Origin of the sequence: Microbulbifer sp. A4B17 (assembly GCF_003076275.1) — a bacterium.
In the GTDB taxonomy this organism is placed as follows: domain Bacteria; phylum Pseudomonadota; class Gammaproteobacteria; order Pseudomonadales; family Cellvibrionaceae; genus Microbulbifer.
Window position 1 is genome coordinate 1,961,391 of the sequence record NZ_CP029064.1, and the last position, 15,060, is coordinate 1,976,450.

16 protein-coding genes are annotated in these 15,060 nt (G+C 47.6%); 11 read left to right on the forward strand and 5 right to left on the reverse strand.

The features are described 5' to 3' along the window. Positions 1-509 precede the first annotated feature (509 nt). The 3 genes from BTJ40_RS08900 to BTJ40_RS08910 all read right to left on the reverse strand — a co-directional run bounded on the left by BTJ40_RS08900 (position 510) and on the right by BTJ40_RS08910 (position 3,291). Positions 510-911, reverse strand: coding sequence for a transcriptional regulator (locus tag BTJ40_RS08900; RefSeq protein ID WP_108732751.1), 402 nt, complete (start codon positions 909-911; stop codon positions 510-512). Positions 912-1,381: 470 nt separating this feature from the next. After that, the gene (locus tag BTJ40_RS08905) at positions 1,382-1,798 is read right to left on the reverse strand and encodes a DUF805 domain-containing protein (protein WP_108732752.1); all 417 of its coding nucleotides are present in this window, start codon (positions 1,796-1,798) and stop codon (positions 1,382-1,384) included. A gap of 50 nt (positions 1,799-1,848) precedes the next feature. Next, positions 1,849-3,291, reverse strand: a complete 1,443-nt coding sequence (locus BTJ40_RS08910) for a transporter substrate-binding domain-containing protein (RefSeq protein ID WP_108732753.1) — start codon at positions 3,289-3,291, stop codon at positions 1,849-1,851. 149 nt (positions 3,292-3,440) lie between these two features. Here BTJ40_RS08910 and BTJ40_RS08915 point away from each other — a divergent pair, with 149 nt between their 5' ends. The 7 genes from BTJ40_RS08915 (at position 3,441) to BTJ40_RS08945 (ending at position 5,428) form a co-directional block, all read left to right on the forward strand. Then, on the forward strand, positions 3,441-3,755 hold the full coding sequence (locus BTJ40_RS08915) for a hypothetical protein (RefSeq protein ID WP_108732754.1): 315 nt from the start codon (positions 3,441-3,443) through the stop codon (positions 3,753-3,755). Between the two features lie 98 nt (positions 3,756-3,853). Then, on the forward strand, positions 3,854-4,123 hold the full coding sequence (locus tag BTJ40_RS08920; RefSeq protein ID WP_108732755.1) for a hypothetical protein: 270 nt from the start codon (positions 3,854-3,856) through the stop codon (positions 4,121-4,123). A gap of 60 nt (positions 4,124-4,183) precedes the next feature. After that, a complete protein-coding gene (locus BTJ40_RS08925; RefSeq protein ID WP_108732756.1) occupies positions 4,184-4,408 on the forward strand; it encodes a hypothetical protein in 225 nt (74 codons plus the stop codon). Positions 4,409-4,429: 21 nt separating this feature from the next. Continuing rightward, the gene (locus tag BTJ40_RS08930) at positions 4,430-4,627 is read left to right on the forward strand and encodes a hypothetical protein (protein WP_108732757.1); all 198 of its coding nucleotides are present in this window, start codon (positions 4,430-4,432) and stop codon (positions 4,625-4,627) included. Between the two features lie 5 nt (positions 4,628-4,632). Next, positions 4,633-4,884, forward strand: a complete 252-nt coding sequence (locus BTJ40_RS08935) for a hypothetical protein (RefSeq protein WP_108732758.1) — start codon at positions 4,633-4,635, stop codon at positions 4,882-4,884. Between the two features lie 12 nt (positions 4,885-4,896). Further along, complete coding sequence (locus BTJ40_RS08940; RefSeq protein ID WP_108732759.1) at positions 4,897-5,133, forward strand: hypothetical protein; 237 nt, start codon at positions 4,897-4,899, stop codon at positions 5,131-5,133. Then, complete coding sequence (locus tag BTJ40_RS08945) at positions 5,126-5,428, forward strand: hypothetical protein (RefSeq protein ID WP_108732760.1); 303 nt, start codon at positions 5,126-5,128, stop codon at positions 5,426-5,428. Before BTJ40_RS08940 ends, BTJ40_RS08945 begins: the two co-directional genes overlap by 8 nt. A 160-nt stretch (positions 5,429-5,588) precedes the next feature. On the opposite strand, the gene BTJ40_RS08950 is transcribed toward BTJ40_RS08945, so the two are convergent. Further along, positions 5,589-6,755: a PQQ-dependent sugar dehydrogenase gene (locus BTJ40_RS08950; RefSeq protein WP_108732761.1), complete on the reverse strand. Its 1,167-nt coding sequence runs from the start codon at positions 6,753-6,755 to the stop codon at positions 5,589-5,591. A gap of 145 nt (positions 6,756-6,900) precedes the next feature. Between BTJ40_RS08950 and BTJ40_RS08955 the strand changes: the two genes are divergently transcribed. Next, positions 6,901-7,107, forward strand: coding sequence for a DUF2905 domain-containing protein (locus BTJ40_RS08955; protein WP_108732762.1), 207 nt, complete (start codon positions 6,901-6,903; stop codon positions 7,105-7,107). A gap of 455 nt (positions 7,108-7,562) precedes the next feature. On the opposite strand, the gene BTJ40_RS08960 is transcribed toward BTJ40_RS08955, so the two are convergent. Next, the gene (locus BTJ40_RS08960) at positions 7,563-9,734 is read right to left on the reverse strand and encodes a TonB-dependent hemoglobin/transferrin/lactoferrin family receptor (protein WP_108732763.1); all 2,172 of its coding nucleotides are present in this window, start codon (positions 9,732-9,734) and stop codon (positions 7,563-7,565) included. A gap of 229 nt (positions 9,735-9,963) precedes the next feature. Between BTJ40_RS08960 and BTJ40_RS08965 the strand changes: the two genes are divergently transcribed. From BTJ40_RS08965 to cobN, 3 genes are read left to right on the forward strand one after another with little or no spacing between them, the layout of a single operon-like run. Next, the gene (locus BTJ40_RS08965; RefSeq protein ID WP_108732764.1) at positions 9,964-10,494 is read left to right on the forward strand and encodes a MotA/TolQ/ExbB proton channel family protein; all 531 of its coding nucleotides are present in this window, start codon (positions 9,964-9,966) and stop codon (positions 10,492-10,494) included. Beyond that, positions 10,494-10,847 (forward strand): DUF2149 domain-containing protein, encoded by a 354-nt coding sequence (locus tag BTJ40_RS08970; protein ID WP_108732765.1) that lies wholly within the window; start codon positions 10,494-10,496, stop codon positions 10,845-10,847. The genes BTJ40_RS08965 and BTJ40_RS08970 overlap by 1 nt, the downstream gene beginning before the upstream one ends. Positions 10,848-10,849: 2 nt before the next feature. Beyond that, positions 10,850-14,791, forward strand: coding sequence for a cobaltochelatase subunit CobN (gene cobN / locus BTJ40_RS08975; RefSeq protein WP_238152170.1), 3,942 nt, complete (start codon positions 10,850-10,852; stop codon positions 14,789-14,791). Positions 14,792-15,060: the final 269 nt, after the last annotated feature.

Below are 15,060 nucleotides of genomic sequence, written 5' to 3' on the forward strand. Positions count from 1 at the left end.
TCCTGATAAATTATAAAATGAACAGCGCTTTTCGGACTAATATTCTCTTATGGAAAGCTCTTCGAATCATAGTCGTGCTCAAGATTTACAAAGCTGTGTTTTCAGCTTTTGAGTACTTGCGAGTGAGACTCATAGAGATGTGATAGATCCACTGCTTTGCTAAAGTCTTCTGTACTCTTATGATTTAGCAATGTAGGCGGGGTGTTTTTTCCTGTTGCAGTGGATAATATACACCCTTTCCAGGATAGAGAGCGCCCAGGAGCAGAGAAGGCATGAGAACTATTTAGGTTTATATTGATAAATGTCATTTAAGAATGATTGAGTGCTATCAGGGGTCTTGATTAAAAGTCATTTTGGCGGCTCTGCTGATGGTTTGTTGGAATTATTTAAAATAGTTTATAGTGTGTCCTTCATAAAAGATAACTTGAAGTGAAATGATCCTGCTTCACTATTCCAATGGAATGTGAGATGCCAGCTTATTATATTTTGCAAAGTATAATACTTTTTTCTTACTTTTCATTTTTAGATTTTTCCGTGGATTTGATATTGGCAACTTGTCTTACTCCGAGGCCAAATCTTTTTGCAACCGTTGATCGTGAATCCCCGTTATGAAGGGCTAACAGAATTTCCTGATTACGCTTTTGAATGTTTATTTGTCTTGATGTTGGAAGGGTAAGGTAAGTGCCTCCATAGACAGTACTTAGTTTTTCCAGGGATTGTACGGGGAGAATATCAACAAGCTTGCTTCTAGATGGGTACTTTGGGATATATACATCCTGCCCGCCGAAAGTTGAAATTAGAGCGTACATATCCGCATAGCCTATTAGCTCGATAAGATCCTGCATCAAGTCTGGCAGTTTTGTATGATCGATAGCCTCATTGTGGGGGCTGCTGTGTTTTCCTTGCTGCATATTATCATCCTTAGTTGAGTAGAGCATGCAGCGAGAGTACGTTTAATTATATATCTTGGCGTAGAGTGAAACATTTCCCAATGTTAAATTAAGGAGCCAGGCCTTTTGGATTATTTCAACCTGGAGAGAATGGGAAGCTTCCAATGTCTGAAATAATTAGAGGGTTGTCCGGATGGGATCAGGATATGCAGAGAATGGCTCTGCTGAGGATGACGATATGTGTGTGAAATTTTCTGGTTAGGGATAAGTTCAAATAGTGGGCTTGGATAAAGGCTGCCAGTACAAGCAGTAAATAATCTTGATTGTATTTTGTGGGATTATAGAAGGATGAATTTATTTATTTGAAGGTTTTTATATGTGGCAGAGTTGTAAATTTATCGCCTATATTTTCTAGGCTTGGTGGCTTGATCTATTGGATCTCAATGGGTTCGGTGTTAAAGTGCCCGACTATTTAGTCGGGCGTGCCTGTTTTATTGCATATCAAATCTATTATACAGGGTGTCATCTGGCTTTAATAGTTTGTCATTATTACACCTTTTCTTTGCATTGGGGGCAAGTAGTAATTCTGCACATAGCCATATTGCCCCAATGCCTGGCAGGCTGACGAGTAACATACGGCGTGGTATGCCAGAGCTATGGAGGCGTTTGCAGCATATTGTTAGTGAAATCCAGATTAAGCTTAGTTGCAATGGTACACCGATTGCGATTAGCAATATTTCAGTAGTTTTCCAAATGTCGTCGCTAAAGTCAAAATTGCCATACTCTAGGACTAGACCTGTAGAAAATTGAATGAAGAGTAAGGGAATTATAAACAATAGCCAGAACTGCCGGCGTGTTACTGTGCCATAAAAATTAAAATAGAAATCCAGATAGCCTTGGTTCGTCATGGGTATTTCCTCGTCTAATTATCAGGGCTGATATGGTAGTTTTGATAGGTTTAATTATCGCCTTGACTTGGTTTTCCATTTTCCTGGTAAGCTGCTAGCTGGGATCGATAATTGGCCTCCTGCTGAAATATTCTTCGAACATACTGGCGAGTTTCTGTACCGCGACAATAGCCATATTTTACTGCTGGCTTATTATAAAATTCTGCTTTGCGCAATAAAACGATATAATCTTCAACCCCTTTGGCACTATTTGTTGAGAACCATTGGTTGGGGTTCTCACGATTTTGTACAGCTAGTCGCTGAGCATCCAGCACATGTCCAGCGCCAGCATTATAGGAGGCAAAAGTAAATGCGATAGCATCCCGTTCAGGTAAATCTTTCCAGCGTTTATATTGGTTTAGATTGTACTTGCTACCCCCCTGGATATTTTGCGCTGGGTTGAAGCTATCTATAACTCCCATTTCCTTTGCAGTTTCCGGCATTAATTGCATTAGTCCCCTTGCTCCTGTTCGAGACATTGCATTGGGCCGAAAGTTGGATTCTGTCGATGTTTGTGCGGCAAGCCATACCCAATCGAAAGGTTCACTGGCGTAGCGTTTGAAAAGGCTATCCCATGGGCTTAGTGTTCCTTTGGGTAGAGTATAGGTTTGTTGAATACCCTCATTTTGTTTAGTTAAACGATCCAAGAATGTCTGAATCATTGTTTGGGCATTTTCACTTTCCAGCCAATTATTTAAAGAGTTTACGAGGGAGTTGTCGCCATCCCTGGCCAGTGCAAAAGCTATTCTCCGGTTTTCTCCAAATATTAGCGAGGTATCCAGGTTCTTACTGTAACCATTGCTTCCATTTACGATATGCTCGTCGGCGATAGTAAAATCTATCTCCCCCATGCTAACTGCATCAATTAACTCAAGGATAGATACTTTTTCTTTTGCCGGTGCGATGGTTATCGCTGATTTTTTTTCAGGACTGTCGGGGAAGTTTAAGGAAATTTTTTGTGATTCAGCTTTAGCTTCAATTTCATCCAGATAGGCGCTGTCAGTATGGATGGTGACTGTTTTCCCTTTGAGATCCTGGAACCTTGTTACAGCATTTTGTTTGCGTTGTACTAGTACTTCACGTGTCTTGAATAGAGCATGGCTAAAGATAACCTGCTTTTCTCGACCAGGGGTGTGAGTGAGGTCTGAAGCTGCTATATCTGCCTTTCCTTCTTTTACCAGGTCCAAGGTTTCTTTAATAGAGGCTGCTTTTTTGAATGTAATATCCAGTTCCAGATATTCTGCGTAGGCTTGCAGTAAGTCGCATTCCAGCCCAGCTGGTTGATCGCGGTGATAATAACAGCCCACTCCGTTCATTCGCGTAGCGACTGTCAATGTACCTTTTTCCTGAAGATTATTGAGTTTATTTTTAGGTTCTGTAAATGCATAGGTGATGGCTCCCGCAAGAGTGACTGAGGATAGAAGAAAAATCCAGTGTTTAATTGATAGGTCCATGGTTGCTCCTTAATTTTGTTTGAACCATGGAGCCTATCGATGTCTTCGTAAGGCTGAAGCAGGAAATAGTTCACAGTTAACTGGTCTTAAAACTCTATTAAAGTTAAGAGGGCTATAAACCTGGCAACACATTAAAAAAAGGAAATGATATGTCTGATGAAGCTGATAGCAAAATGGAAGGAATTGATCCTGCACCTTATCGTGATCGGGTCGACCCCAAGGTGTCGGATCAAACCACCTCAAGTGCAGCAAAAAACATAAACCTTGACGGGCTACGCGATCTGTCGGCACTTTCGAAATTACAGGTGCGTGAATTTACCCATACCAGTTCTACCCAGATGCAGGCCACATCTAATGCGATGACTCAAATGGCAGCTGCAGGAGCTACTGCGGTGAATGCTATTTTGGGTAATGGCAGTAAAGAGGGAGGGCAGAATGATGGTGAGAGGCCATCCACTCGCTGATAGGGAAAGTCTTCCCGGTTATCAGTGAGTGGAATTACTCATACATTAATAGAACCCAACAAATGGGTTTTTTATTAACTGATTGAAAGGAAAATATTATGTCTGATGAAACCAATTCTGTAGATGGTATTGAGCCTTCACCTTACCGCGACCGTGTCGATCCAAAAGTGGCTGACCAGACAACCAGCTCTTCAGCACAGAGTCTGAACCTGGATGGCTTGCGTGACCTGTCGGCACTGTCCAAGTTGCAGGTTCGTGAGTTTACTCACACTGGCGCAACACAAATGCAAGCAACTTCTAATGCCATGACTCAAATGGCAGCGGCAGGTGCAAAGGCCGTCAATTACATTATGGATGGTGGTAAGTAAGGTCTGTGACCTGAAAGGGGCAGCGGTTTATCGCTGCCCCTTAACAAAAAGGAGCATGCAATGAAAGAAACTTTCCGAGATCGATTGGCTGCAAAAGTAACCGATCAATTGGCTACTTCTTCTGCACTGAGTCTTCACCTGGACAGTCTTCGAGATTTGTCGGCACTTTCTAAGTTGCAAGTGCGTGAATTCACTCATACGGGTGCGACACAAATGCAGGCAACGGCAAATTCAATCTTGCAGATGTCGGCAGTGAGTGTGCGCGCACTTAGGGAAGCTTTCTAGTTTACTGTCAGGAGGAATATGATGGCGAAGGATGACGATACACCAACTATTCGGGAGCTTTCCGCAGGGAAGGGGAGGCTTATTGATGTGATGTCAAGTGCTTACCTGCAACGGTCTATCAACAGTGCTGTGGAGACCACATTACAGGATCAGGTGAATGCGCGTAATCAGCGTATGCTACTGATGACTAAGCAACTGAATAAAATTGTCGATTTGTAATTTTCATGAAAGACGAGGGGGGGGCAGCAAAAGAAGGGAAGCGAATGTCTTCCTCTTTTTTGGTTCAATGTGCGGCCGACCACGTGAGAGATACGGCCCTGCAAACTTCTACGGTGGTGGGGAAAGCATTTCAAAAGTGGTTAGTACAACCATTCAATCTCATCTTTCTACTTATTATTATCATTGCACATATACAGTTGATTGTGGCTGTGATCCAGGGTTTCCTGATGTTGTTGCTTTCAATGTTCATGCGTTAAGGATTTCAACTTATGTCTGAAGATAAAACCGTTAGTGATAGCTATCTCCCATCAGATTTTAAAGAACAGCTAGATAAATTGATCAGTAGCCAAGGCACCGATATTGACTTGGGTAAGGAAGTGCAGGAGTCAATTATGGCCACCTGCCGTGAGGTTAATGATGCGTTGACCAGATCCTTCTCGGATCTATCAAGCACTGGTTTTGAGTTGAATGGTCAATTAACAAAAATAGGAGATGAAAATGAGTAATCAAACTAAGAACACCTTTCAGCCAGATGTTAGCAATATTTCGAAGCAAATAGTGCGAAATGCAGTAGAGTTGCAGGGAATTCACATTCTTCAAGGTAAATCAGATTCTTTACGGGATGAAAGATTAAGTAATATTATGTTAAAAAATAATGCAATGATGAAGTGGCTGAAAAATCCTGACGACACTAATTTTAAAGATATATTGACGAGTATCGGGGTTAATTCTCTAAAGGATGACGTAAAAGAAACTTATCGCTATGCTCTTGGGGTGGTTGGAGCAGAAGTTGACGAATAATTGCTCACGACAACAGTTGATTAATAACAACCTGTTCAGCTGATAAAAGTAAACCTATTTATAATTTTAAAGAATGGTTGATGTTGTTGAGGTCAATAGATTTGCTTGTGGGGAAATTTTTTAACTTTCCGCTCAAAGATCAGGTTGTCAGGAATTTTAATTATTGTTTCGCAGGATCAACGCGCAGTAAACGGCCTTTGGGGCCATCAGTCAATATATAAAGACTGCCATCCTGGCTAACTTCTGCGTCGCGTACGCGCTCCCCAACAGGAATTCTCAGCTCGCCAATGGCTGCGCCATCTTTTACTTGAATGATTCTTAAATCCTCGCTCACTAGCCCGGCAGAAAGGAGGCGCCCCTGCCACTCGGGGAAAGCGTTGCCAGTATAGAGTGTCAGTCCCCCGGGGGCGTGGGTGTCGAGCCAGGCCAGTACTGGTGAGCTGAATTCAGGATCTGTAATTTTAAAGGAAATATTGGAGCCATCCCTGTAGTCCCGACCAAAAGTGACCCTTGGCCAGCCGTAATTGCTGCCCACCTTGAGCAGGTTCAGTTCATCGCCACCGGCGGGACCGTGCTCCGAAGACCAGATCTCCCCACTTTTATAATCGATTACCAGCCCCTGGGGGTTCCGGTGACCAAAACTCCAGATTTGCGGTAGGGCATCTGCTTGGTTATTAAAGGGGTTGTCGTCGGGAATGGAGCCATCTCCATTAATGCGAATAATGGATCCGAAGTGGGTTTGTAGGTTTTGTGCCTGTTCCCGGGCAAAGATGTCGAGGAATTCTTGTGGGGGGTTGCCGCCGTCGCCAATGGTGGCCAGCAACGTTTTATCCGGTAGGAAGGCGAGACGGGAACCAAAGTGGGCGCCGTTATTTTTACTCTGCGCGGATTTAAATATTTCTTCAAAGTTTTCCAGTTTACCGTGATTCCATTTGGCCCGGCCAATGGCAAGCCGGTTGCTGTCCATATTGCCAGTTGCATAGCTGAAGTAGACCATTTGGTCCTGGGTAAAATTAGGGCTCACAGCAACATCTAGTAGGCCACCTTGTCCCAGGAATAATATCTCTGTAGGAAACTCAATGGACTCGGGTGATAGTTTCCCATCGCTTATAAGTCTGAGCTGCCCACTGCGCTGGGTGATAAGAAAACTTCCATCGGGCAGACTGGCGATTCCCCAAGGGTATTCAAGTGGGCCAGCTATTGAAGTGAGTGTTACTTCCTCGGCGAGGGGAATAGTTCCCCGGGAGATCATGGGGTTGCCCAGACAATTCGCGGAAGTGCTTAAAAGGATGCAGATCGCGACAGCTAAAATAGAGGTGTGTTTCACCGCAAAGTCCCTTTTGATTTGCTGGGGGTTTGAGCATAGATAGAGTATTCGCTAGGGGATGTCCAGGCATTGCGTCAGGGGGATTTTCTTCAAGTGTAGGGTAACGCTTAGGGCGTTTAATCACTCTATAAGAGGGTAGAAAAATATGTCCCGTTGGTTGATTGTCGCAGGAATAATTTTAGTGCTGGTCGGGGTCCTATTGCACTTTGCCCCAGGTCTATTCAGCTGGTTTGGGCGTTTGCCGGGGGATATTCGTGTGGAATCAGGGCGCACCCGGTTTTACTTCCCTATTGTGTCGATGATTATCATTAGTCTGGTGCTGAGTCTATTGGTAAATTTATTTCGGCGTTAATTAAAAACCACCAGGACAACATTGTCCTGGTGGTGAGAGGGGGTTATGGAGTGTAGCGAAAGCGCATCAGCTTGAAGGGTGGCTTCTGCAGCGGGTATTTAGCTGGTCCTTTCAAGTCAGCCTTCAGTTTTGTTATTTACACAAACTATAAGTAATTATTTTTCTACATCATGGTTAAAGTAGCTGGTGGACCGGGATACTGGTAGAAACAGTGTTATTTTAAAAAGTACTTAGTAACCCAGTTTATCAGCAGGTATACCCGTTCTATTTATTGCTATTCAGGTTGAATTGGGGATAGGTATTAATTGTATTTAACAGAATAAAGAAGTGATGGAGCTTATCTAGGTGAGTGAATAGCAGAAAAGTTTTTTGAGCGGCAAAATAAAAAAAGGCCGCATGGGAGTACGGCCATCAAGGGACTTATTTGCGAGATAGGAGAGTGTAAAACTCGTTAATTAAAAATCGTATCTGATTGACGCAGAGAAAGTACGCCCCGGCGCCGCATTGACAGAAAGATCGCTACCTTCATCCCAGCCTGCAACATTCAGGTAGGGAACGTAGTATTTATCCATCAGGTTGTTAACCGCCAGGTTCACAGACATGGAGTCCATTACCTGATAGCCCAGGGTCCAGTCCATAGTGCCATAACCGGCAGTTTCAGTAGCGCCGTCATTCACTTTTTCCATGCGGTCTGCCCAGCGCACCAGTACCTGGCTGGAGAGTTTGGCTCCGCTGTAGCTTGCACCGACCACGCCAGAAAGTGGGCTGATGCTGGTTAGGTATTCACCGGTGGTGTCGTTTTCGCCGCGCTGGTAACTGGCATTTGCAAACAATTCGATTGTTGGAGACAGGTACCAGCTGGCGCTCGCCTCTATACCTTTGATGGTGACAGATTCGATGTTCTGGTACTGGTACTGCTCAAATACATGAGAAAAACTACCGTCGTCATCGAATACGGTTTCGCTGTTAACAAGTGTGGTTTCCAGGAAATCATCGTATTCGGTATAAAACGCTGCAGTACTGAAAGCTACTGGGCCCAAGTGCCCTCGCAGGCCGAGCTCGAAGGTGTCACTGGTTTCTGGTGACAGATCGTCGGCGGGCAGAACCTCGTAGATGTAACTGGAGGTCGGCTGCAGGTAGTGCTCGATATAGGCTAAATCGTAGGCCGGCACTTTAAAGCCCTGTCCGTATTGGGCAAAGGCGGACAGTTTCGGATTGATTCGATACAGAGTGCCCAGGTTGAAGGAAACATTGCTTTCTTCAATGGTGGCAAATGGTGTGCCGTCAGTCTTCAATGCGCCGTTCGGGTCCATTTCGTACCAGTCGTAGCGCAGGCCCGGGGTTACGGTCAGCTGGCCATTGGCAAATGACATTTGGTCATTGATAAACAGGCCGGCGCGCGCCACTTCGTTTTCCGGGAATTTCTCGGTGGTGGAGTCCAGGGTGGAGCTACCCGCAACTTCACGGTATTGGTGAACGGTACGCTCGCTCTCGGTTTGCTCCAGGTCCAGGCCGTAACCCAGGGTGTGGGTTTCATTCAGGGTTTTGCTGGCGTTGGACAGCAGGCCGATAGTGTCCTGACGGTAGAGACCTGTCTCCCACATATCGCGGATTTCAATTACACCGAACATGGGGGCGTTGATGTCCAGTTGCCCGTACTGCTCGTCTTCCTGTTCAGACTTGTTGTTGTACAAGCTGATATTGACCTGATCGTAAATCGCAGTTGGAGTCTCACTGTGGTAGCGGAGCTGGTAAGCAGTGGTTTCTTTGTCGGAAACAGATTGTTCAGCGACGATGTTGTAGCCGTAGTCGGCCAGGCCGCGGAAGTAATACAGCAGGCCATCGGCACTGTCACCGACAGTTTCCTGGTTCCAGTGGTCAATGCTGAAACTGATAAAGTCTTCGCCACCCAGGTTGTACTTGCCTTTGTACAGGATGCTCTTCGATTCAATCTCGAAGGGGTCCTGGGTTTCGTCGTAGTTCTGCTGTTCTTCACCATCGCGGAAGGTGGTGTGCAGTAACTGCTCAAAATTGCCGGTGCGCAGGGCAAGGGTAGGGGAAACATTGTGCTGGCTGGTGATGCCGTTGTAGCCGGTCTTGATAGATCCGCCAAACTGCTCGCCATCTTCCAGGTAGTCGGAAGCATCTTTGGTGGTGAATACTACGATACCGGCAAGGGCGTCTGAACCGTACAGGGAAGAGGCTGCACCTTTGGCAACTTCAACCTGCTTTAAGGTGTCCACTTCAATAAAGCCGCGACCAATAATATCGTTTTGGCCATTGGCGCCATAACCCTCATTCACCCGCATACCGTCTTTGATAATCAGTACACGGTCGCCGCCCATGCCGCGCACCAGAATATTCTGTGCACCGCCAGCCTCGCCGGTTACTTCAACGCCAGGTTCGTATTGGAACAGCTGGTTCATATCATTGAGCTGAAGCTGCTCAATTTCTTCATTGGTCACCACGGAAACGCTGCCCGCAACGTCTTTCAGGGGTTTTTCTGCGCGCCCGCTGACGACGATCAGCTCGAGATCATTGCTGTACGGAGAGGTCGGGGTCTCTGCGTACAGGTTTGAAGCGGAGGCTAAGCCCAAAATGGCTGCTGCTAGTGGGCGACGTTTCATGGTGAATTCCTTGATGTCGTTGATTCGGTCTGCTCGTTAAGGGTCTCTGGTTGCCCTTTCGCTTGGTCTTGTCGACCAGTTCGGAGCGAGATTATATGGATACTTATTAAAATGTAAAGGTAAATGCGAATCAATATCAATTAGATTAAATTTGACCTTAAAAGTTTCTTTGGGTAGTTTCCGCTCAAATTTGTGAACGGCATCAATAGTGGGGCTTGGGAGGCTTGCAGTGAATATTCAATCAGTTGAGACCTTAATGGCGGATGTGGCCGACCTGTTTATGGCCCCAGTATTACTGGCGATCCTGGTACTTTTTATCTACTCGCTTTATGCCGCCGGGCGCTTTATTTCACTGTGGATGCTTCGCCGTAAAAATGCCGGAGCCTATCGGTTGGCATTGAAGCAAGGTCGGGTTGAGCGCCTGCCGGGCTACCAAGTGCACAATTTTTACGTGAATAACCCTTTGGCATGTGACGACGAATTGGAAGTTTTTGCGTTGAGAAAACTGGAACTTCTTCGTATGGCTACCCGGATCGCGCCCATGTTGGGTTTGATTGCCACCATGATTCCCATGGGGCCGGCACTTCGCGCCCTGGCCGATGGCAATATCCAGGGAATCAGTGAAAACCTGATTATTGCTTTCGCCGCTGTGATCTGGGGCTTGGTAATTTCCACGATTACCTTTTGGCCTGCCTCAGTGAAAAAACGCTGGTTTGCCTCTGAGCTGATCAATATCCGCAAGCTGAAGGAGGCCGACTGATGCGCTTCCTCGACGAAGATGAAGAACTGAATCCTATTCTGAGCGCGGTGAACCTGATCGATGTGTTTCTGGTCATTATCGCCGCGCTGCTGATTGCCATTGCGCAAAATCCCTTGAACGTTTTTTCCAATGAAAAGGTCACGGTGATTAAAAATGCCGGCGAACCCAATATGGAAGTGATCGTCAAGGACGGTAAGGAAATCAAACAATACAAATCCACCGGGGAAATTGGCTCAGGGGAGGGCACCCGTGCGGGAGTGGCTTACCAGATGGCCGATGGCAGCCTGGTTTATGTACCGGAAGGGGAAGATAAAGATGCTCCCGCCGGTGAAAAAGCTTCGGGGGGGAATTAGTGGTGCGTAATAAACTATGGGCACGTTTTATGTGCCTGTTGATGAGCTTGGCTTTTGCAACCTTTGCCCAGGCCAGCGATAAACCCAAAGTACTCTTGATGATGTCGAGCCACACGGCCAAGGCAAAAGGTACATTGCTGACTGATCTCTCTGCAGACCAACCCTTTGAGCTGGAGATCTTTAACAGCAAAGGTAAGAACGATGAGGAAATCGACCTGGCTTGGTCTTCCGCTGAACTGATAATGTTGGATGGCATCAACCCGGCGCTTTCTGCTTTTATGTTTGGCAAGTTCCAGCCAATGCTAGCCAAGCATCCGCAAGTTCCGGTGATTTCCCTGGGGGATGCAGATAATAAGTCCATGAACCAGGGGTTGGCAGAGTCCGAGCATCGAGCGATTGCCGCTTATTTTAATAATGCGGGCCGCAAAAACTACCGTCATATGATGCAGTTTTTGTCGGCAGAGGTATTTGACCTTTCCAGTGGCTCAGTACCGGAACCGATGATTGTGCCCAAGGTGGGTTTTTATCATCCCCGCCTGGAGCAGCTTGTCACCGACAAAGAGGAATTTTTCTTTGACTGGTTAAATCCCGCTGAGCAGCAACCAGTGATTGCCGTGGCTATCCATCGCTCCGTGGTGGATTACGAACAGCAGCAGGTTGTCGATACCCTGTTGAATGGTCTTGAGTCTAAAGGTGCCAAGGCTTTTGCCTTCTTCTTTGAAGGTGAAGACTTGCCGCTTTCCTATCCGGACCTATTGCAAACCGATAGCGGCAATACCCGTGTCGACTTGATGATTAATTACCGCTCCCTGCACTATGTCAGCAAACGTCGTGCTGAATTTGAGAAGCTGGGAGTGCCGGTTATTCATGCACTCAATTACACCGAGGGCAGCGAAGAAGAATTTTTTGCCGATAACAGCGGTGTATCTCCATCCCTGACACCATTCTTCCTGGTAATGCCTGAAGATACTGGCAGCATCGATCCGGTAATTATCGCTGCCAATAAAGACGGCAATAAAATAGTGATGGATGTACAGATGCAGGCCTTGATTGAGCGCGCTTGGAATCACGCCTCCCTCGCTTATCAAAGTAACACCAATAAAAAGGTGGCAACGTTTATTTGGAACTACCCGCCCGGGGAAAAAAATATCGGTGCGGCTTTCCTGGATGTACCCAGCTCGATTGAGTCGATTGCCCAGGCAATGCGCGAAAGAGGCTATGAGGTACATATCAGGGACTCAAAAACCCTTATCGATTGGGCCGGGCAGTTGTTGCGCCCCTATTATCGTCGCGAAGAGAGCGTAGCCTTGATCGATAAAGGGCTGGCTGATTGGATGCCGCTGTCCACCTATCAAGCCTGGTTTAACCAACTGCCTGCAACTGTGCGAGATCCTATTGTAGAGCGTTGGGGCAAGCCGGAAGACAATGCCATGTTGGCCGAACATAACGGCGAGCCTGCATTCGTTATTCCCCGGATGACCCTCGGCAATTTAATTGTGTTGCCGCAAGGGGTTCGCGCGGACAATGCCAAGGATCACTCCTCGCTCTACCACGATATGAAAACCCCGGTTAACCACGCCTACCTGGCGGTTTACCTCTATGCGCGGGAAACCTTTGGTGCCGATGCCTATATTCACCTTGGAACCCATGGCTCCCAGGAGTGGCTCACTGGCAAAGAGCGGGGCCTGTCGGTTTATGATGCACCCAGCTTGGCACTGGGAAATATCCCGGTGTTCTACCCCTACATTATCGATAATGTGGGAGAGGCCATGCAGGCCAAGCGCCGTGGCCGTGCCACCATGATCAGCCACTTAACCCCAGGCTTTGCGAAAGCGGGCCTGTATGCGGAAGTGGCTGAGTTGTCTGAGTTAATTGGCAATTACCTGGTATTGTCTGAGGGGCAGACCCGGGCCAATACCCAAGAGCGTATTATCGGTCTGGCCGAAGAGCTTAATATGCTCAAGGATCTGGAAATCAGTGCTGAAGCCTTAAGTGCGGATTTTGATGGCCAGCTGAGCCGCTTGCAGGATCATTTGGGTCAACTGGCAGAGATGAGCCAGCCATTGGGCATCCATCGTTTTGGTCAGCTGCCAAAAACCGAACACCTCACCAGCACCATGTTGCAAATGCTGGGTGAAGGGTTTATCACCGCAGCGGATGAATATGAGGCGGAGCACGGGTTGCGTTTGCCGGAAGAGCAAACCCGGGACGAGCGCAATGTTGTGGCTTTGGAAGCGCAGGCGGGGTTCCAGTTGCTGGATACCTTCCTGGAGGCCGGTGAGCTGGAGCAGGTTCCTGAGCCCTTGCAGGCCCAGTTGGATCAGGCCCGGGAATACTCCGATAACTTTGCCAAAATTGCCGAGCTGGAAAACCTGATGTCGGCACTCGATGGTAACTACATTCCTGTAAGCCATGGGGGTGACCCGATCCGCAACCCGCAGGCGGTGCCCACCGGCCGTAACCTGATTGGCTTTAACCCGGCTAAGGTGCCGTCGAAGGAAGCCTATGAAGCTGGTGTACAGCTGATGGACCAGACCATTGCTGACTACCATGCAAAGCACGGCCGCTTCCCGGACAAGTTGGCATTCTCCCTGTGGTCCCTGGAAACCATGCGCCACCAGGGAGCCCTGGAAGCCCAGATCCTGCACGCCCTGGGCCTAAAACCCAAGTGGAACCAGCAGGGCAATGTTACCGGTACAGAAGTTATTCCCCATTCGGAATTAAAGCGCCCGCGTATTGATGTCGTAATCTCTGCGACAGGCCTTTATCGGGATGCTTTCCCCAACGTGATACTGTGGTTGGCAGAAGCCATCGATAAAGTGGCGCAGATGAAAGAAGACAATAACTTTGTCTACCGCCACAGCCAGGCATTGCAACAGCAGCTGCTGGAAGACGGCAACAATGAAGAGGATTCACGTTATTTGTCATCGGTGCGTATCTTCTCCAATGAAAGCGGCAACTATGGAACGGGCCTTGCCGCCGCCAGCCTGGCCTCTGACAGTTGGGAGGGGGATGACAAGCTCGCTGACCTCTATATGCGCCGTATGGGCTTTGCCTATGGCAAAGATGAATCCCGCTGGAGCGAGGATCAGCGCAGTGTTGAGCTGTACGGCAAGGTGCTGTCTGGCACCGATGGGGTGATTTTCTCCCGCTCCACCAACCTCTACGCCATGATGACCAATGACGATCCCTTCCAATACTTTGGCGGTATCGGTCTGGCGGTTCGCAATCTGGATGGCGCAACGCCGGAAATGTATGTTTCCAATTTGCGTCGCAAAGATAACGTAAAAGCGCAAACCCTTGCGGAGTTCGTTAACCAGGAAATGCGCAGCCGTTACTTCCACCCCCGCTGGATTGAGGCGATGCAGGACTCCGGCTACGCCGGCGCTACCGCTATCCTGGATCGCGTCAACAATATGTGGGGCTGGGAAGTAATGACCCCGGAAACCATTCGCGACGACCAATGGCAGGAAATGTTTGAAGTCTACGTGGATGACAAATATGAAATGGATATGCGCGAATTCTTCGAAGAGCACAATGCTGAGGCCCTGGCCCAGATGTTGGAGCGAATGCTGGAAGCGGTGCGCAAGGGATATTGGGATGCGAAGCCTGAAACCCTGGAGAAAATGGTAGAGACTTACACTGAGCTGGCAAATCAGTTTGATGTGGCTGCCGACAATGACAAGTTTAAGGAATTCGTCAATCAGCAGGCATTAGGGTTCGGCCTCGCGGCCCTGGCCAATGCCCAGGCGTTGGATAACCCTCAGGTTAGCAGCGCCAATGCTGCGCAACAGGTCAGTGGCCAGAAGCTGGAGCAGGTTGCAGAGCCGACTCCCAGTGATAAGCCGGAAAAGCTCATATGGCTACTGTTGATGGCTATTGTGTTGGCAGGCTTTGTCAGCGGTTTCTTTGATCATAAGTGGGTGCGAACCAAGCCCGCTTAATGCCCTTCTTCAACGGCTCTCGGTCTATTTAAGATCGGGAGCCGGTAATCTCCCTGTGTTACCCCGCCCGTGTAAATAACCTTTAAGCTGTCTCGGCTACTGGGTTAAGAATTGTTGACCCCAGCAACCATTACTCTCTTACTGTGTTAGCTTTCTATTTATGGGGTTGAAAGTGCACTTTGACTATCTGGCAATTCGCTAAACCAGCTATTTACCAGGTTAATGAGTTTATAGATCTGTGCGTTTCCGACTAAAGCTGTCTCTTGAAG